We start from the raw sequence: 14,693 nt of genomic DNA, 5'->3' as shown, positions 1-14,693 counted from the left end.
TTGCCGCGTCGACGCGGCGAGAAGTTAGGTAAGCATGCCCTAACACATCGATGCTAGGACGCGGATGCGGCGCCCAGTGTCGTGGGATCGACGACTTATGTCGCTGAACCGACAAAGAGGGTTCGCAGTCGCCCACGCACGGTCGCGATCAGGACCGCTGCGGGGTCACCGCCAGTAGAGCTGGTGCGCCGCGTCGGCCTGCACGCGCGCCACGTGCTGCCGGGGAGTGAGGCCGAAGCGCTCCTTGAACGCCGCGGAGAAGGCGCTCGTCGTGGCGTACCCGCAGCGGTGCGCGGCCGCACCGATCGGGGTGCCGTCGACGATCAGTCGCGCGCCGAGGGTCATGCGTACGCCGGTGCGCCATCGCCCGAAGCTCATGCCCACGTCGTGCTGGAAGATGCGCAGCACCGTGCGCTCGTGGAGCCCGTGCGCGAGGAAGAGCTCGATCGCGCTGCGGGGGTCACCGGGGTCGGCGAGCACGGCCTGAACCAGCGGGACGACCCGCTCATCCGCAGGCATCGGCACCTCGCCCCAGTCGCTGGCGGCCTCGGGCAGCGGCTGCTGCAGCATCTCGATGAGCACCGACTGGATGCGCACACGCAGGTCGGTGGGCATGTCGTTGATGCCGAGATGGAGGAGCATCTCCTGCACGGCGCGCGGTACCAGCACCCGGGTGATGTCATCGATCGGGGCGATCAGCGACGAGTCGGGAATGTAGGTGTAGCAGCCGATGGAGTCGGGTTCGTGATGGGCCGTGTGCGGGGTGCGCGCGGGGATCCACACGCCCTGTCCGGGGGCGAGTCGCCACCGCGCATCCTGCAGATGCACCCACACCGAGCCGCGGTAGCACCAGGCCAGCATCGGATCGGCGTGGCTGTGCGGCGGAGAGAGCGGGCGGGTGCCGGTGTCGTCGGCGGTGACCACGCCGGTGCCCATCAGGTACGGCTCGTTCACGGTCGACGGATACGTGGGGCTCGCCGCCCAGTCGTCCTGCCGATATGAGTTCATTCGTGCTCCGCGTGAGGCGGCAGGCACCGTCGGGGAGTGAGCGCCGCCTCGCCATGCTATCCGTCGGCTGCATCTCATCGGCGTTCCTCGCGTGCCGGCTCGCGTCTATGCGCATCCCATGATCCAGTGGGGTAGGGCGACGTTCACCGTGCTGTCGGAGACCACCGATCCGGATGTCGTCACACAGCTGTTGGGCCTCGATCCGAGCGAGGTGTGGCGCAAAGGGGAGATGCTCAGGTCGGGTCGGGTCCGCACGCATCATGGGTGGTCCTTCGATGTGGGTGCTCTCGACAACACCGAGATCGATCAGACGGGAACGCGGCCGTTGCGCGAGCTCCTTGACCGCTGTACCGCCGCAGCAGGGCGTGTCGCCGACCTCCCGGAAGACTGCGAGGCGCGCATCTGGTGGTCCGCCAGCTCCGATTCCTCCCAGGGCGGCTTCATGCTGCCGTTCGAGGTGGCCGCGCAGATCGGGGAGCTGGGCGTTGATGTCTACGCAACCGTGTACCTCGCCGAAGGCGACGAGTCCGACGACTGAGGAAGCGAGGTCGGGGATGGCCCCGTGAGGACCGATGATGGACACATGCCTTCCGCCCATCGTCCCGGTCTGCGGGTCTCGTCGGGTCTCACGATCCCCGAGGCCGAGCTGTCGTGGCGTTTCTCGCGGTCTTCCGGGCCTGGGGGGCAGGGCGTGAACACCGCGGATTCCCGCGCGGAACTCGTCTGGGATGCGGCGAACTCCGCGGTGCTCTCGCCGCATCAGCGCGAGAGGCTGCTCGACCGACTGAGCGGTCGCCTGGTCGATGGAGTGCTGACGATCGCCGCATCCGAGCACCGCGCGCAGCTGCGCAACAGGGATGCGGCGCGGGAGCGGCTCGTCACCCTCGTCGCTGAAGCGCTGCGCCCGCCGGCACCACCGCGACGGCCGACGAAGCCGAGTCGGGGGTCGAAGGAGCGCCGACTGAAGGCCAAGCAGCGACGCACCGATGTCAAGAGTCTGCGACGACGCCCTCGCGACGACTGACCCGGCGCCGGCGAATCACCCGGCGAGGCGTTCCTCGACGGGGGCCCAACCGCTCTCGAGAACTCGGAACCCCGCGTCCACGGTTTCGAGCGGGTCCGTGCTGTCGTTGATGAGCAGCTGCATCTGCAACACGAAACGGGCGTAGACGCGGATCTCGGCGATGGGCTCCGTGAGGCCCAGCTCTTCGGCGATGGCGGCGGCGAGGGCATCCTCGTGTCGCAGCCACATCTTCGCGGCGTAGTCGCGCAGGGCAGGTGTCTCGTTGAGGAAGCGCATGAAGACACGGGTGACGTCATCGCCGTGCTCGTCGACGTTCGCCCTGATCTCGGCGGCGAAGAAGTCGTGGATCGCGCGGTTGATCGTGCGTCCGTCGGGCCGGTCGCGCACGGCCGAGACCAGACGGTCGCGCTGCTCGTCATCCTCGTCGAAGACGAGGGCCTCCTTCTGCGGGAAATGCGCGAACACCGTCGTGGGGGAGACATCGGCGGCATCGGCGACCTCGCGGATGCTGACGTTGTCGAAGCCGCGCTCGAGGAACATCATCGTCGCGACGTCGGAGATCGCCTTGCGGGTCGCGGCCTTCTTGCGCTCGCGACGTCCGAGGGGCTCTGGGTTCGTCATGGAGCCAGCCTACCGATCGACTCCGAAACTGGCTTGACACCAAAAGTGGTATCGATACACTTTCGGTATGACTTCACCTATCTCCCTTACGCGGCGGGACCAGAACCGCGCGTGGATCATGCTCATCGTGCTCACGATGCTGACCGTCATCGGCATGACGGTCGTCCTCCCCGTTCTCCCTTTCGTCGTCCTGCAATACGTCTCGCACGAGAGCGACCTCGCCATCTGGGTGGGTGTGCTCGAAGCGGTCAACGGACTCTGCGCCTTCCTGGCCGCTCCCTTCCTCGGCAGGCTGTCCGACCGCTTCGGGCGGCGACCGGTCATCATCGTCGCCGCGTTCGGCGCCGCATTCTCGATGGCGCTGTTCGGCTTCGGCGGCGCGATCTGGGTCCTCGTCCTCGCCCGTGTCATCCAGGGCCTGACTGCGGGCGATCTCCCTGCCCTCTTCGCCTACCTGGCCGACATCACCCCGCCGGAGCAGCGCGCGAAGCGCTTCGGCCTCCTCGGTGCGCTCTCCGGCATCGGCACGATGATCGGGCCGGCCATCGGCGGACTGCTCGCCGCCGTGAGCATCCAGCTCCCGGTCTTCCTCACTGCCGCCGTCGCCCTCACGATCGCGATCCTCAGCATCTTCCTGCTCCCGGAGAGCCTGAAGCCAGGGAACCGCATCGCCACGATCAAGCTGCGCGACGTGCAGCCCTTCGCCGTCTTCAAGGAGGCGTTCGGCCGCAAGGAGCTGCGCGGACTGATGATCGGCTTCGGTCTGATCGCCCTGCCGTTCGGGTTCTTCGTGAACAACTTCAGCGTCCTGGCGCTCGACTCGATCCAGTGGGGGCCGACGCAGATCGGACTCCTGACCGCGGCCGTGGGCGTCGTCGACATCCTCATACAGGGCGTGCTGCTGGGCATCCTGCTTCCGCGCATCGGCGAGCGAGGTGTGATCGTGAGCGGCATCGTGGCGCAGATGTTCGGACTCGCGGCCCTCGCCATCGTCGCCTCGATCTTCGCCCAGCCGTGGGTCTTCATCGTCGGCGCTCTCATGCTGGCTGCCGGCCAGGGCGCGTCGCAGGCCGCGATGGACGGTGCGATGTCGAACGCCGTCGGCGATGACGAGCAGGGTTGGCTCGGAGGCGCGACCCAGTCGCTGAACGCGGCGATGGGTACGGCCGCCCCGCTCATCGCCGGCGCGCTCTATGCGCTGGTCAGCCATGCCGCCCCGTACTGGCTCGGGGTCGCGCTCATGATCGTGGCCGTGATCGTGGTCAGTCGTGCGCACATCGCGAACTCTGCGAAGCGCCCGGAGGGCCCTGTCGTGCATGGCATTTCGACCGAGGTCGCCGAGACCGTCGTTTGAGGATCGGAACGGGGGGCCGCAGGAAGCAGCGGCCCCCTCCGGCGTGCGGGGACGAGGCGCTGCCGTCGAGCAGGGGTCCCTGTCCGTGGGGGATCAGTCCGCTGTGGGCCCCGGGGTCTCGGAGACCGGGATGCCGGTGTCGCGCACGAAGTACACCCAGGGGAACGCCGAGCATCCGAGCTCCCACCCCTCCGAGCGCTCCGCTGCCCGAAGAGGGCGCCAGACGCTTCGACGATGCTCCCACCGGGTGTCGCTGCGGACCATACGGTGTGCGGATGCTCCTGCTCCGACGGTGTGCCAGCCTTCGCGCCCGGCGAGTTCCAGCTCACCCATCTCGTCGAAGACGCTCACCGGACCGAGCCAGCGCTCGCTGTCGTCGTCGTCCTGTGCCTCGGCGAGGTGGCCGAATCGCTGCTGCGCCGCTTGACGGGACATGCCGAGCTCGGCGCCGATCGTCGCCCAGCTCGCCCCTGCGGCTCGTGCGGAGAGCACGGCGCGCCGCAGAATGCCGCGCACCTCGTCTTCGGTTCGGGCGCTCGCCGCGATCAGGGCGATGTGGTCTTCCGTCGTGAGAGACGTCTTGTCGGCGACCCCGGCTTCTGCGAGAACAGCGTGACCGATCGCGTCGCTGAGCGCGCTCACTCCACGGTTCCGCGGCTCGGGAGCCATTGCCGGCGTCGGGCACGCCGGGTGCCGTTCCCGAACCCCCAGAGGTAGGTCCCGACGAGCATCGCGCCGATGCCGACGCCCTGCACGAACCCTCCGCCGAACCCGCGGAGGTCGAAGCCGATGGACAGCAGGAGCGTCGCCGCTCCCGTGGCGAGGAGCGCGATCCCGATCGCGGTGGCGATTCGCTCCGGTCGCGAGGCGGGCTGAGGTGTCGTCGTCATGGTGTCAATCTATGGTTGACATGGATGATTGTCAACCACTTGTTGACAAGCGGTGTCGCTCAGTCCTTCCCGCCCCGCACGAGTTCGAGCCCGGCACCCGCGAACTGGCGCAGCGTCGCATCCGGCAGGAACGCCCTCGTGAGTGCTCCACCGATGCGGGTGAGGTCGCTCTCGTCGCGGAAGAGGAGATACATGGTCTCGTAGCGGGGGTGGAACTTCTGCTTGAACCGATGCAGCGACCCGAAGCCGTACACCGGTTCCAGGGCATCGGCCAGCCGGTCGCTCAGGGCGGCGATCATCCCGGCATCCGGCGGATAGTCATGGGCGAGTGGGGCTCCCGAGAGCGACATGATCTGCGCACCCTCGTCGGCGAACTGCCGTGCCGAGGATCCGATCAGGTACTCCATCACGGGTCCGAAGCCGCCCTCCCTGCGACGCATGAGGTCGAGGGTCCAGCCGCGCACGGCACCCTCGTCGCCGTACACGGGCAGCCAGGAGAGGAACCCGTCGACGTCGCCGTTGGGTGCGAGGGCCAGGGCGAGCCGCACCTCCGGGTCCTCGGCCTCATCGAGCGTGCCGAGGGTGAAGCGCATCTCCGGCAGATCCTTGTCGCCGACCCAGGCCTCCGAGATCGCACGCAGCTGCTGCTGCACACCCCAGGGCTCCGCCTTGAGCTGCGTCATCCGGAAGGTCATGTCCTCCCGGCCGGCCTTGTTGAGCGATGTGCGCACCGAGTTCCAGCGCTTGCCCGTGAACTCCAATCCCGGCAGGTCGACGATCGTGTCGTCGGCCACGACGATGCTCCGCCAGCTCGGGGGCACGGCGGCGCGGGTGGCTTCGTCCGCGCTGAAGAAGCAGGGGACGAGACCGGCCAGCTCGGCCGCGTGGATGAAGTCGGTGACGGCCTCGGCGCGCGCCTCCGAGGGGCCGATCGGATCCGCCAGTGCCAGTGCCACACCGTTGCGGCGCTGGTAGGCCACGATGCCGCCGTTCACCCTGGCGTAGTTGTTGCCGTCCCACGTCGTCATCCACGAGAGCGTTCCGCCGCCGTGCGTGCGCAGCTCGTGCTTCACGTCGTCCACGGTGGGCGCGGGCTGGATGCCGAGCTTCGCACGGCGCTTGGCCCGGAAGGCACGGCGCACCCAGACGAGGTACACGAGCATGATCAGCCAGAGGAAGCCGTTGGCCAGCTCGAGCTCGGTCTCTCCATCCCAGCGCACGTCGAGCTGAGCTTGGCTGAACACGGTGATCAGGGTGAGCACGAGGGCGGCGATCACGACGTTGAAGATCCCGAGCAGGAGGGCGAGCACCCACGCGAAGCGTCGGCCCCGGCGCAGGCCGTTCACGAGCACGAGGATCACGACCAGGTCGATCGCGAGGCTGATGAATCCGCCGGAGACGGGTTCCGTCGGGCCGAACGGGCCGTCCGTCGGCAGGAGCGTGGTGATGATCTCGACCGCGCCGAGCACCAGCATCGCCACGACCGCGATCAGCCGCTGCTCGCGCACGGTGGTGTGCCGAACCCGCAGCGTGCGGTCCACGACGAGGATCAGCAGCACGGCGAGCAGGTGCTCGAGGTCGGCGACCTTGCCCCAGAAGAGCATCGCGATGAACACGAAGCCGAGCAGGATGAGCCAGCCGCGCACCCTCCACGGCGGGCGGAAGAGGCCGACCGCCGCGGCGATGCACGCCATGGTGCCGCCGGACGCTCCCACGTCGAGCGCCTGCGCCTGCTCGGTCGCCCAGGCCCAAGGGAACTGCGAGAGCAGGTACAGCAGCAGTGCCGTGGCGAAGATCGCGAACAGCTGACCGATCGCGTAGTAGGCCACCGCCACGCGCGATCCGCGACGGTACTCCAGGTAGGCCATTCCCCAGAAGCCGGCGATCGTGAACACGTACACCCAGGGCTGATTCACGAAGAACGTGCCGGTGACGGGCGTCCACCACTTGCCGTCGACGAGGTTCGGCAGTCCGTAGGCGACGGTCTTGAACAGCGCCGTGTCTTCGAAGGGCGACCAGAGTCCACCCCAGATGATCCCCACCACGAGGATGAGCAGCACCATCGTGAGGGTCGCCGGGATCCGCCGGACGACGGCGATCCACGGACGCGGAGAGGGGGAGTGCTCCTCAGTCATGCGCTCAGCGTAGCGAGGGAGGCCCCGTCTCCGCGGAGGCCGCTCCTACTCGCCGCGGAGAACCCGGCGGAGATCGGCGATCTCCTCAGCGGCCATGCCGCCGCTTCGCAGATACCCCGCGACATCGCCGTGGTTCGCGATGATCCAGTCCATCGCCGCCTCGATGGCCGACGCCGGAGACTTGGTCGCCAGGGTCGTCAGCGCCGGGGTGAGCGGAACTCCGAGCGAGGTGATCAGCCCCGTGAGCGCTTCGGCGAACCCGCGCGCGAGGTTCTTCTCGGTCAGCGTGTAATCCGCGACGATCGCCTCTCGAGGCACCTCGGCGACGAGCAGCAGGATCGCGGCGGCGAGACCGGTGCGGTCCTTGCCCGCGGTGCAGTGGAACAGCACGCCGGGCCGAGTGGTGCGGGACGACTCCAGCACCGTGCGGGCGATGGTCGCGAACTGCGCTGCACTCGCCTCCAGGATCGAGATGTACAGCTCCTCCAGGGTGGGCACCCGCTTCAGCACCTCGGCGACCTGGGTCACCGAGAGTCCGGCGCTGCCGGCCGCGGGAAGCAGCTTCTTGACCATCTCGTCCATCGCGCCGCCCTGCATGGGCAGAGCCAGCAGCGTCACGCTGCCGTCATCGGGCAGACGATCTGCGGCACGGGCCCGCTCGCCATCGGTGCGCAGATCGATCACGGTGCCGATGCGGAGGTCGGCGAGCGCCTGCAGCCCCTCGTCGGTGAGCGAAGCGAGGGCATCCGACCGGAAGAGGAGGCCCGATGCGAGCCGACCGCCTCCGGAGGTCGGGAACCCGGCGAGTTCACGAGCGTTGTGGGTCGTCTGCAAAGCGGTCGAGATATCGATGGTCATTCTGGCCCTCTCCTGGGTATGCGGCCAGAATATCGGTGCGGCGGGACCGCGCGGCTTCGACACGGAAGCGGCGCGATCCCGCCCGCCGGGTCAGCCGTTCACGGCCTTCTCGATGGCCTCCTCGACGTCGTCCCACTCCTGCAGCTCGACCTTCACACCATCCACGAAGAAGCTCGGCGTGCTGTCCACCCCGAGCTTCTCGCCATCGGCCTTGTCGGACTGCACGCGCTCCGCGGTGGCCGCATCCGCGATCGCCGCGTCGTACGCGGCCATGTCGAGGCCGAGCTCCTCGGCGAACCCGCGGAACACCTCGGGCGTCTCCTCGGACTGCTCGCCCCACTGCGCCTGGGTCTCGAACAGGCGGTGGTACATGTCCTCGAAGCGATCCTGCTGACCGGCGGCCTCCGCGGCCAGGGCCGCCTGGGTGGAGTTGATGTGACCGGGCAGGGGGAAGTAGCGCACGACGTAGGTGATCTCGCCGTCGTACTTCTCTCGGAGATCTTCGACGACGGGGTAGAACGCCGCGCACGCCTCGCACTCGAAGTCGAGGAACTCGACGACGGTGACGGCGCCCTCGCCCCCGTCGTCGAGCACATGGGAATCGGTGCGGACGGTCGGCTTCGGCTCCCCGCCTTCGGCCGGTGCGGTGGGTTGTTGCTGGCTGATCGCGAACACGACACCGGCGATCAGCAGGACGATGGCGACGGCGATGGCGATCAGGGTCGCTTTGACAGAGTTCTTCATGGGTCTCCAGACACAGGGGTACGACGAGGGAAGGATGCCGCCGTGGGCGGCTCGATGTGCGCGTCGGTGTCAGGTACGGGAGATCGAGAGCTGGGTGAGGGTGAGAGCCGGGACGATGACGAGCGGACCGGCGCGGCGGGGCGACGACGTGCCGAGGCCCCGGGTGCCGAGCGGTCGGGTTCTGTGGGCGATGAGCCGCCGGAACACCAGGACCAGCGCGACCCCGCCGAGGACAGCGAGCACGCAGATCCCCACGCTCGACGAGAGCACATCGATCGTCGTCGTCGCCTCCTGGCCGTCTGCGACGGGCGCGGCCCCCTGCGATTCCGAGACACCGGAGGCGAGGCACAGCGTCGCGTGCACATCGGCGGAGCCACGAGAGGTCGACCACGCGCCCACGACGAGCAGGAGCGCGAGGCCGACGGCGATGATCACCCGGGCGACCAGCATCCGCTCGGCCCGCGCTCGCGGCATCAGATCCGGCGAGGGGGGCAGCATTTCCCGCGCAGTCTAGCAACGGAGCCTCTGCCGTCTCCGGGGCCGTGGCACCCTCGACACGCCTACACTGGAAGGGTGGCGAGACTACTGATCGTCGGCGGCTTCCTCGCCGCCGTGTTCTGGGTGTTCAGCATCGTCGACTGCGCAGTGCAGCCGGCGACGCGGCACCGTGGTGTGTCCAAGCCCGTCTGGCTCGCGATCGTGGTGATCCTCCCCGTGATCGGCGGCATCCTCTGGTTCGTGATCGGCCGCCGGCGCGCGAACGATCCCGGTGTCCGTCCGGTGATCGCACCGGATGACGACCCCGCGTTCCTCCGCAGCATCAGCAAGACCGAGCAGGATGCGCGCATCCGCCGTCTCGAAGAGGAGCTCGCCCGTCTGGACGAGGAGACCGACGAGCCTCCCGCCACGGACCAGCGCCCGTGACCTCATCGCCGGCGATGGATGCTGCGGCGTCCCTGATCGCCGACCTCGTCGCCCAGGGCGTGCGCGACATCGTGGTGTCTCCGGGCTCGCGTTCGCAGGCCCTCGCGCTCGCCGCGGTGCGCGCCGCCGACGACGGACACGTGCGCGTGCACGTGCGCATCGATGAGCGTGTCGCCGGTTTCACCGCACTCGGCATCGCTCGCGAGACCCGCGTGCCGGCCGCGGTGGTGTGCACCTCGGGGACGGCCGTCGCCAACCTCCTTCCCGCGGTGATGGAGGCGTTCCACTCCGGGGTGCCGATGCTGCTGCTCACCGCCGACCGTCCGCCCGAGCTGCGCGGGGTCGGCGCCAACCAGGCGACGATCCAGAACGCTCTGTTCCACCCGTGGGTGCGCGACGAGCTCGATGCTCCGGTGCCGGGTGACGGCGAGTGGACCGGGCTCGCCGAACAGGCCGTGGCCGCCGCGATGGGTGCTCGCGAGGTCGAGAGCGGCCTCCGTGGCATCGCCGGACCCGTGCATCTGAATCTTCCGTCGAGAGAGCCCCTCTCGGGCGATCTGCCCTCCATCGTCGTCCTCAGGGGCGAGGCGCCCGAGGCGCTGCGCGACGAACCCTTCGTGCTCGACCGCGGGCCGCGCACCGTCGTGATCGCGGGCGCCGACGCCGGTCCTGATGCCGAAGAGATCGCGCACTCCGGGGGCTGGCCGCTGATCGCCGAGATCGTGAGCGGTGCGCGGTTCGGGCGGCAGGTCGTGCACGGCTACCGTCGCCTGCTGGCCCGGGAGGATCTCGGCGGACGCATCGAACGGGTCGTCGTGCTCGGGCACCCGACGCTCAGCCGCGAGGTCGCGTCGCTCCTCTCCCGTCACGACGTGGATGTGGTGGCGGTGCACCGCGGCGGCGAGGAGCTCAACCTCAACCACCGCACGCGCGGGGTCGACGCCGTCATCGTCGCCCCCGGCGCCGTCGACCGCACCTGGCTCGGCGAGTGGATGCGGGCGTCCGCCGCGGAGATCGTCGATCTGAGCGAGCACGCCCCCGATCCCGAGGCGCTGGCCTCCACCGACTTCGCGGCGCGCAGGGAGGCGGTGAAGGCCGAGCTCGACGCGGTCCGCCGTCCGCTCGACCGTGAACTGCTCGCCGACGCGGTGTGGCGCGCCACCTGGCCGCACGACCGTCTGGTGTTCGGCTCCTCCCGGCTCGTCCGGGTCGCCGATCAGGTGCTGGGCGGCAAGAAGGTCCCCGTCCACGCGAACCGCGGCCTCGCCGGCATCGACGGCACGATCGCCACCGCGACCGGCATCGCCATCGCCAGTCAGGCCGCCGGTGCGCCCGGGGTCACCAGGGTGCTGCTGGGCGACCTCGCGTTCCTGCACGACGTCGGCGCCCTGTTGCTGCCGCCCGACGAGACAGAGCCCCGACTGCAGCTCATCGTCGGCAACGACGGCGGGGGGACGATCTTCGACTCCCTCGAGGTGGCGTCTTCCGCCCGCCCCGGCGACCTCGACCGCGCCTTCTACACGCCGCACACCGTCCGCTTCGAGCACCTCGCCCTCGCATACGGCTGGGAGTATCAGCGGGTCACCACCCGCACCGCACTCGATCAGGCGCTGACCTCGCCCCGCGGCGGACGTCAGATCATTGAGGTGCCGCTGGAGCGTTGACTGGCAGGATGTGCGTATGGACGCGCACACCTGGACGCAGACGCTGCGAGTCGACGAGGGATTCCGCCTCGCCGATCTCGACCCGGACGCCAAGCCCGGATACGACCAGGGCAAGGCTCGCGGGGTCGCCGACCTCGCCGCCCGCCTGGCAGACCTGAACGTGCTGCAGGAGCGGCTGTTCGCCGAGAGCCGTGCCGGAGTGGCCAAGGATGCGGTGCTCCTGGTGCTTCAGGCCATGGACTCCGCCGGCAAGGGCGGGATCGTGCGGCACGTGGTCGGGGGTGTCGACCCGCAGGGTGTCGCGCTCGCCGCGTTCAAGGCGCCGACGGCCGAGGAGCGCGAGCACGACTTCCTCTGGCGCATCGAGAAGCGTCTGCCCGATCCCGGGTTCATCGGCGTCTTCGACCGCTCCCACTACGAGGACGTGCTGATCGGACGGGTTCGCGAGCTCGCCCCGCCCGCGGAGATCGAGCGCCGCTACGACGCGATCAACGAGTTCGAGGCCCGCGTCGCGGCATCCGGTACGCGCATCGTCAAGGTCATGCTGCACATCTCGCCCGAAGAGCAGAAGACGCGGCTGATGGAACGCCTCGACCGTCCGGACAAGCACTGGAAGTACAACCCGGGCGATGTGGATGAGCGGTTGGTGTGGCCGCAGTACATGCAGGCCTACCAGACCGTGTTCGATCGCACCTCGACCGCGGTGGCTCCGTGGCACGTGATTCCGGCGAACGCCAAGTGGTACGCGCGACTGGCCGTGCAGGAGCTGCTGCTCGCGGCGCTGGAGGACATCGACCCCGAGTGGCCGCGCGCCGACTTCGACGTCGAGTCCGAGAAGAAACGCTTGGCCGCCAGCTGAGCGTCGGTCTCTGCGGTCAGGCCAGGGCGTCGACCAGGGGGCGGAACTTCACGCGCGTCTCGAGCAGTTCGCTCTCTGGATCGGATCCGGCGACGATCCCGGCGCCCGCGTAGGCCGTGACCCCGATCTCGTCCTGGCGCACGGTGAACTGGGCGCAGCGCAGGGCGATCGCCCACTCACCGTTGCCCGCGGCATCCACCCAGCCCACAGGTCCCGCGTAGCGACCCCGGTCGAACGGCTCGAGCTCGCGGATCGCGGCGATGGCCGCGGGGGTCGGTGTGCCGGCGACGGCGGCGGTGGGGTGGAGCACCCGCACCAGGTCGAGCGCCGACTCACCGTCGCCCAGTTCACCTTCGACGTCGGTCGCCAGGTGGAACAGATTCGGCAGCTTCAACAGGAAGGGCTGTTCGCTCGCGGCCAGCGCCCGCGTGTGGGCCCGCAGCGAGGCGAGCACGCTCTGCACGGCGTACTGATGCTCGTCGAGGTCCTTGGTGCTGGAGGCGAGGTGTGCGGAAGCGGCGGTGTCGGCATCCGCGTCGGCGCCGCGGCCGATCGTGCCGGCCAGCACCCGCGCGGTCACGGTTCCCTCGTGCACGGTGACGAGGGTCTCCGGACTCGCGCCGATCAGCCCGTCCACCGCGAACGCCCAGGTGTCGGGGTAGCCGCTGGAGAGGGCACGCACCAGTCGGCGCAGGTCGGACCCCGCCGGGATGCTGCCTGTCAGGTCGCGGGCGAGCACGACCTTGCTGAGCTCTCCGTCGGCGATGCGGGCCAGGGCGCGGCGCACCGAGTCCTGGTAGCCCTGCGGGCTCTGCGCTCCGGGGCCGACGGTGCCGGCCCAGTGCGGGCCGTAGGGCTGCGTCGCGAGTTCATCAGCGTTCCCCGGGGCATCGGCGACGCGGATCGTCGTGCGCCAGAACCGGTCCCCGTGTCGTCCCAGAACCTGCGTCGGCAGCATGAGCACGCTGTCCGCTGCCGAGTCCTCGTCGAACGTGAAGGCGCCGAAGGCCACGAGCCCGGTGCCGGGGAGTCCCACCGGGTCGGAGATCTCGGCCTGCGCTGCCATGTCCCGCCACAGGGTCGCGAGCTTCTCGGTGCGCGACTGATCGCCGCCCGCGGGAGGCCGCAGCTCCGCCAGGGTCTCGCCGACGGCGACGATCCCGTCTCCGCGGCGTAGCCACGCGAGCGGGCGGGAAGGGTCCGCATAGGCCAGGAGGTCTTCGACCGGCTCGATCTCTGTGGTCTCCACGACCAGGTGGGTGGTGTGCACGCGTCCAGCCTATGCCGCTCAGGGAGCGTGGATTCTCGTGGTCGTAGGGTGAGCGGATGAGCGATGCACGCCCCGCACCCGGCACGGAGATGGTCTTCCAATGGCGCAAGTGGGATGGATCACCGCACTGGCGGCACGAGTGCGTCTACCTCGGCGCCGACGAGTGGGGCGACTGGATAGGGCAGCCCGTCGGATGGCACAGCGTGCGCCCCGGCGCCGAGTTCCATGCCGGGGGTCCGAACGTCACCCTGGTTCCCCCGAGCGGTGACCACGCGCTGACCGTCAACCGCCGCCATCGCCGGGGGATGCGCATCTACATCGACCTGGGGTGGGACATCCATTGGTCCGATGATCCGCTGCTGGCGACCGGGATCGACATGGACCTCGATGTGGTGCGCGTCGAGGGTGCACGAGGGACCTGGGTCGACGATCGCGACGAGTGGGCCGAGCACAGTGCGCGCTACGGCTACCCGGCCGACGTCATGGCGCACCTCGAGGGACTCGCGCTCGACCTCGAGGAGCGGGTGCGCGCGCAGATCGCTCCGTTCGACGACGCCACCGCCGATCCCTGGCTCGACCGCCTCGAAGCCCTGGGCCTCGCGCCTAGACTGAACTCGTGACCTCGAACGAGAAGAACCGCGCCGATCTCGGCAAGGACCCCGCCCGCGTCAGCGGCATGTTCGACCAGGTCGCCGCAGGGTATGACCGCACCAACACGGCGATGACGTTCGGCAACGACGTCCTGTGGCGCGCGGCGACCACCCGGGCGGTCGCTCCGAAGCCGGGGGAGCGGATCCTCGACCTCGGCGCGGGCACGGCGTCATCGTCGGCCTCCCTCGCACGCAGCGGGGCCGAGGTGGTCGCGGCCGACTTCTCCCCGGGCATGCTCGCGGAGGGCGAGCGTCGACATGGCGCGATGCGCAACCTGTCGTTCGTGCAGGCCGATGCCACCGATCTGCCGTTCCCCGACGCGACGTTCGACGCGGTCACCATGTCGTACGCGCTGCGCAACGTCAACGACCCGAAGAAGGCCCTGAGCGAGCTCTACCGCGTGACCAAGCCGGGGGGCAGGCTCGTCATCAACGAGTTCTCGACCCCGCCGGGCAAGCTCTTCCGCGGGGCGTACCGCTTCTACAACGCCCAGGTGCTGCCGCGGGTGGCTCGCGTCGCCGGCACCAACGGCGACGCCTACGACTATCTGAACGAGTCGATCATTCAATGGCCTGACCAGAAGCGACTCTCCGCCTGGATCCGCGAGGCGGGCTGGGCCGAGGTCGCCTATCGCAACCTCACCTTCGGCATCGTGGCCCTGCACAGAGCGCGCAAGCCGGAGTGAACCTTC

General features: G+C 69.4%; 17 protein-coding genes. 8 read left to right on the top strand and 9 right to left on the bottom strand.

Annotated features, from left to right (window positions below):
• Positions 1–165: 165 nt before the first annotated feature.
• Positions 166–1,008: a helix-turn-helix transcriptional regulator gene (locus ASC55_RS07875; RefSeq protein WP_055865657.1), complete on the bottom strand. Its 843-nt coding sequence runs from the start codon at positions 1,006–1,008 to the stop codon at positions 166–168.
• A gap of 118 nt (positions 1,009–1,126) precedes the next feature.
• Between ASC55_RS07875 and ASC55_RS07870 the strand changes: the two genes are divergently transcribed.
• Complete coding sequence (locus ASC55_RS07870) at positions 1,127–1,546, top strand: DUF4279 domain-containing protein (RefSeq protein WP_082524265.1); 420 nt, start codon at positions 1,127–1,129, stop codon at positions 1,544–1,546.
• Positions 1,547–1,591: 45 nt separating this feature from the next.
• Positions 1,592–2,032 carry an alternative ribosome rescue aminoacyl-tRNA hydrolase ArfB gene (arfB, locus tag ASC55_RS07865; RefSeq protein ID WP_017829241.1) on the top strand — a complete coding sequence of 147 codons (441 nt, stop codon included), beginning with the start codon at positions 1,592–1,594 and terminating at the stop codon, positions 2,030–2,032.
• Positions 2,033–2,047: 15 nt separating this feature from the next.
• Here the strand turns inward: arfB and ASC55_RS07860 are convergent, their stop codons facing one another.
• Positions 2,048–2,653, bottom strand: a complete 606-nt coding sequence (locus ASC55_RS07860) for a TetR/AcrR family transcriptional regulator (protein WP_017829240.1) — start codon at positions 2,651–2,653, stop codon at positions 2,048–2,050.
• Positions 2,654–2,720: 67 nt separating this feature from the next.
• On the opposite strand from ASC55_RS07860, the gene tet(42) reads away from it, so the two are divergent.
• Positions 2,721–4,007 (top strand): tetracycline efflux MFS transporter Tet(42), encoded by a 1,287-nt coding sequence (gene tet(42) / locus ASC55_RS07855; RefSeq protein WP_235563147.1) that lies wholly within the window; start codon positions 2,721–2,723, stop codon positions 4,005–4,007.
• Between the two features lie 93 nt (positions 4,008–4,100).
• Here the strand turns inward: tet(42) and ASC55_RS07850 are convergent, their stop codons facing one another.
• The 6 genes from ASC55_RS07850 to ASC55_RS07825 all read right to left on the bottom strand — a co-directional run bounded on the left by ASC55_RS07850 (position 4,101) and on the right by ASC55_RS07825 (position 9,132).
• On the bottom strand, positions 4,101–4,649 hold the full coding sequence (locus ASC55_RS07850; protein WP_055874184.1) for a hypothetical protein: 549 nt from the start codon (positions 4,647–4,649) through the stop codon (positions 4,101–4,103).
• Positions 4,646–4,897 (bottom strand): hypothetical protein, encoded by a 252-nt coding sequence (locus ASC55_RS07845; RefSeq protein WP_055874181.1) that lies wholly within the window; start codon positions 4,895–4,897, stop codon positions 4,646–4,648. The genes ASC55_RS07850 and ASC55_RS07845 overlap by 4 nt, the downstream gene beginning before the upstream one ends.
• Positions 4,898–4,956: 59 nt before the next feature.
• A complete protein-coding gene (locus ASC55_RS07840; RefSeq protein WP_055865640.1) occupies positions 4,957–7,032 on the bottom strand; it encodes a bifunctional lysylphosphatidylglycerol flippase/synthetase MprF in 2,076 nt (691 codons plus the stop codon).
• 45 nt (positions 7,033–7,077) lie between these two features.
• Complete coding sequence (locus ASC55_RS07835; protein ID WP_055874178.1) at positions 7,078–7,890, bottom strand: tyrosine-protein phosphatase; 813 nt, start codon at positions 7,888–7,890, stop codon at positions 7,078–7,080.
• Between the two features lie 90 nt (positions 7,891–7,980).
• On the bottom strand, positions 7,981–8,634 hold the full coding sequence (locus ASC55_RS07830; protein ID WP_055865633.1) for a DsbA family protein: 654 nt from the start codon (positions 8,632–8,634) through the stop codon (positions 7,981–7,983).
• A 69-nt stretch (positions 8,635–8,703) separates the two neighbouring features.
• Positions 8,704–9,132 (bottom strand): hypothetical protein, encoded by a 429-nt coding sequence (locus ASC55_RS07825; RefSeq protein WP_235563145.1) that lies wholly within the window; start codon positions 9,130–9,132, stop codon positions 8,704–8,706.
• Positions 9,133–9,207: 75 nt separating this feature from the next.
• On the opposite strand from ASC55_RS07825, the gene ASC55_RS07820 reads away from it, so the two are divergent.
• From ASC55_RS07820 to ASC55_RS07810, 3 genes are read left to right on the top strand one after another with little or no spacing between them, the layout of a single operon-like run.
• Positions 9,208–9,558: a PLD nuclease N-terminal domain-containing protein gene (locus ASC55_RS07820; RefSeq protein WP_017829232.1), complete on the top strand. Its 351-nt coding sequence runs from the start codon at positions 9,208–9,210 to the stop codon at positions 9,556–9,558.
• Between the two features lie 14 nt (positions 9,559–9,572).
• Positions 9,573–11,222, top strand: a complete 1,650-nt coding sequence (gene menD, locus ASC55_RS07815; protein WP_055876008.1) for a 2-succinyl-5-enolpyruvyl-6-hydroxy-3-cyclohexene-1-carboxylic-acid synthase — start codon at positions 9,573–9,575, stop codon at positions 11,220–11,222.
• Between the two features lie 16 nt (positions 11,223–11,238).
• Complete coding sequence (locus tag ASC55_RS07810) at positions 11,239–12,081, top strand: PPK2 family polyphosphate kinase (RefSeq protein WP_055865630.1); 843 nt, start codon at positions 11,239–11,241, stop codon at positions 12,079–12,081.
• 16 nt (positions 12,082–12,097) lie between these two features.
• On the opposite strand, the gene ASC55_RS07805 is transcribed toward ASC55_RS07810, so the two are convergent.
• Positions 12,098–13,351, bottom strand: a complete 1,254-nt coding sequence (locus ASC55_RS07805) for an isochorismate synthase (RefSeq protein ID WP_055874175.1) — start codon at positions 13,349–13,351, stop codon at positions 12,098–12,100.
• Positions 13,352–13,407: 56 nt separating this feature from the next.
• Between ASC55_RS07805 and ASC55_RS07800 the strand changes: the two genes are divergently transcribed.
• Together ASC55_RS07800 and ASC55_RS07795 are read left to right on the top strand one after the other, a co-directional pair.
• Complete coding sequence (locus tag ASC55_RS07800; protein ID WP_017829228.1) at positions 13,408–13,971, top strand: hypothetical protein; 564 nt, start codon at positions 13,408–13,410, stop codon at positions 13,969–13,971.
• Entirely contained in the window at positions 13,968–14,687 is a 720-nt protein-coding gene (locus tag ASC55_RS07795; protein ID WP_055865619.1) for a class I SAM-dependent methyltransferase, read from the top strand. Before ASC55_RS07800 ends, ASC55_RS07795 begins: the two co-directional genes overlap by 4 nt.
• Positions 14,688–14,693 lie beyond the last annotated feature (6 nt).

This window comes from Microbacterium sp. Root322 (assembly GCF_001425645.1).
GTDB classification, from domain to species: domain Bacteria; phylum Actinomycetota; class Actinomycetes; order Actinomycetales; family Microbacteriaceae; genus Microbacterium; species Microbacterium maritypicum.
The sequence above is the reverse complement of the archived record's forward strand: the minus strand, read 5'-3'. Positions and strand labels throughout refer to the sequence as shown.

What these genes read in the sequence shown, in the direction of transcription:
- ASC55_RS07875 (WP_055865657.1), bottom strand. Translation starts at nt 1,008, where the DNA reads ATGAACTCATATCGGCAGGACGACTGGGCGGCGAGCCCCACGTATCCG.
- ASC55_RS07870 (WP_082524265.1), top strand. Translation starts at nt 1,127, where the DNA reads ATGATCCAGTGGGGTAGGGCGACGTTCACCGTGCTGTCGGAGACCACC.
- arfB (WP_017829241.1), top strand. Translation starts at nt 1,592, where the DNA reads ATGCCTTCCGCCCATCGTCCCGGTCTGCGGGTCTCGTCGGGTCTCACG.
- ASC55_RS07860 (WP_017829240.1), bottom strand. Translation starts at nt 2,653, where the DNA reads ATGACGAACCCAGAGCCCCTCGGACGTCGCGAGCGCAAGAAGGCCGCG.
- ASC55_RS07845 (WP_055874181.1), bottom strand. Translation starts at nt 4,897, where the DNA reads ATGACGACGACACCTCAGCCCGCCTCGCGACCGGAGCGAATCGCCACC.
- ASC55_RS07840 (WP_055865640.1), bottom strand. Translation starts at nt 7,032, where the DNA reads ATGACTGAGGAGCACTCCCCCTCTCCGCGTCCGTGGATCGCCGTCGTC.
- ASC55_RS07835 (WP_055874178.1), bottom strand. Translation starts at nt 7,890, where the DNA reads ATGACCATCGATATCTCGACCGCTTTGCAGACGACCCACAACGCTCGT.
- ASC55_RS07830 (WP_055865633.1), bottom strand. Translation starts at nt 8,634, where the DNA reads ATGAAGAACTCTGTCAAAGCGACCCTGATCGCCATCGCCGTCGCCATC.
- ASC55_RS07825 (WP_235563145.1), bottom strand. Translation starts at nt 9,132, where the DNA reads ATGCTGCCCCCCTCGCCGGATCTGATGCCGCGAGCGCGGGCCGAGCGG.
- menD (WP_055876008.1), top strand. Translation starts at nt 9,573, where the DNA reads ATGGATGCTGCGGCGTCCCTGATCGCCGACCTCGTCGCCCAGGGCGTG.
- ASC55_RS07810 (WP_055865630.1), top strand. Translation starts at nt 11,239, where the DNA reads ATGGACGCGCACACCTGGACGCAGACGCTGCGAGTCGACGAGGGATTC.
- ASC55_RS07800 (WP_017829228.1), top strand. Translation starts at nt 13,408, where the DNA reads ATGAGCGATGCACGCCCCGCACCCGGCACGGAGATGGTCTTCCAATGG.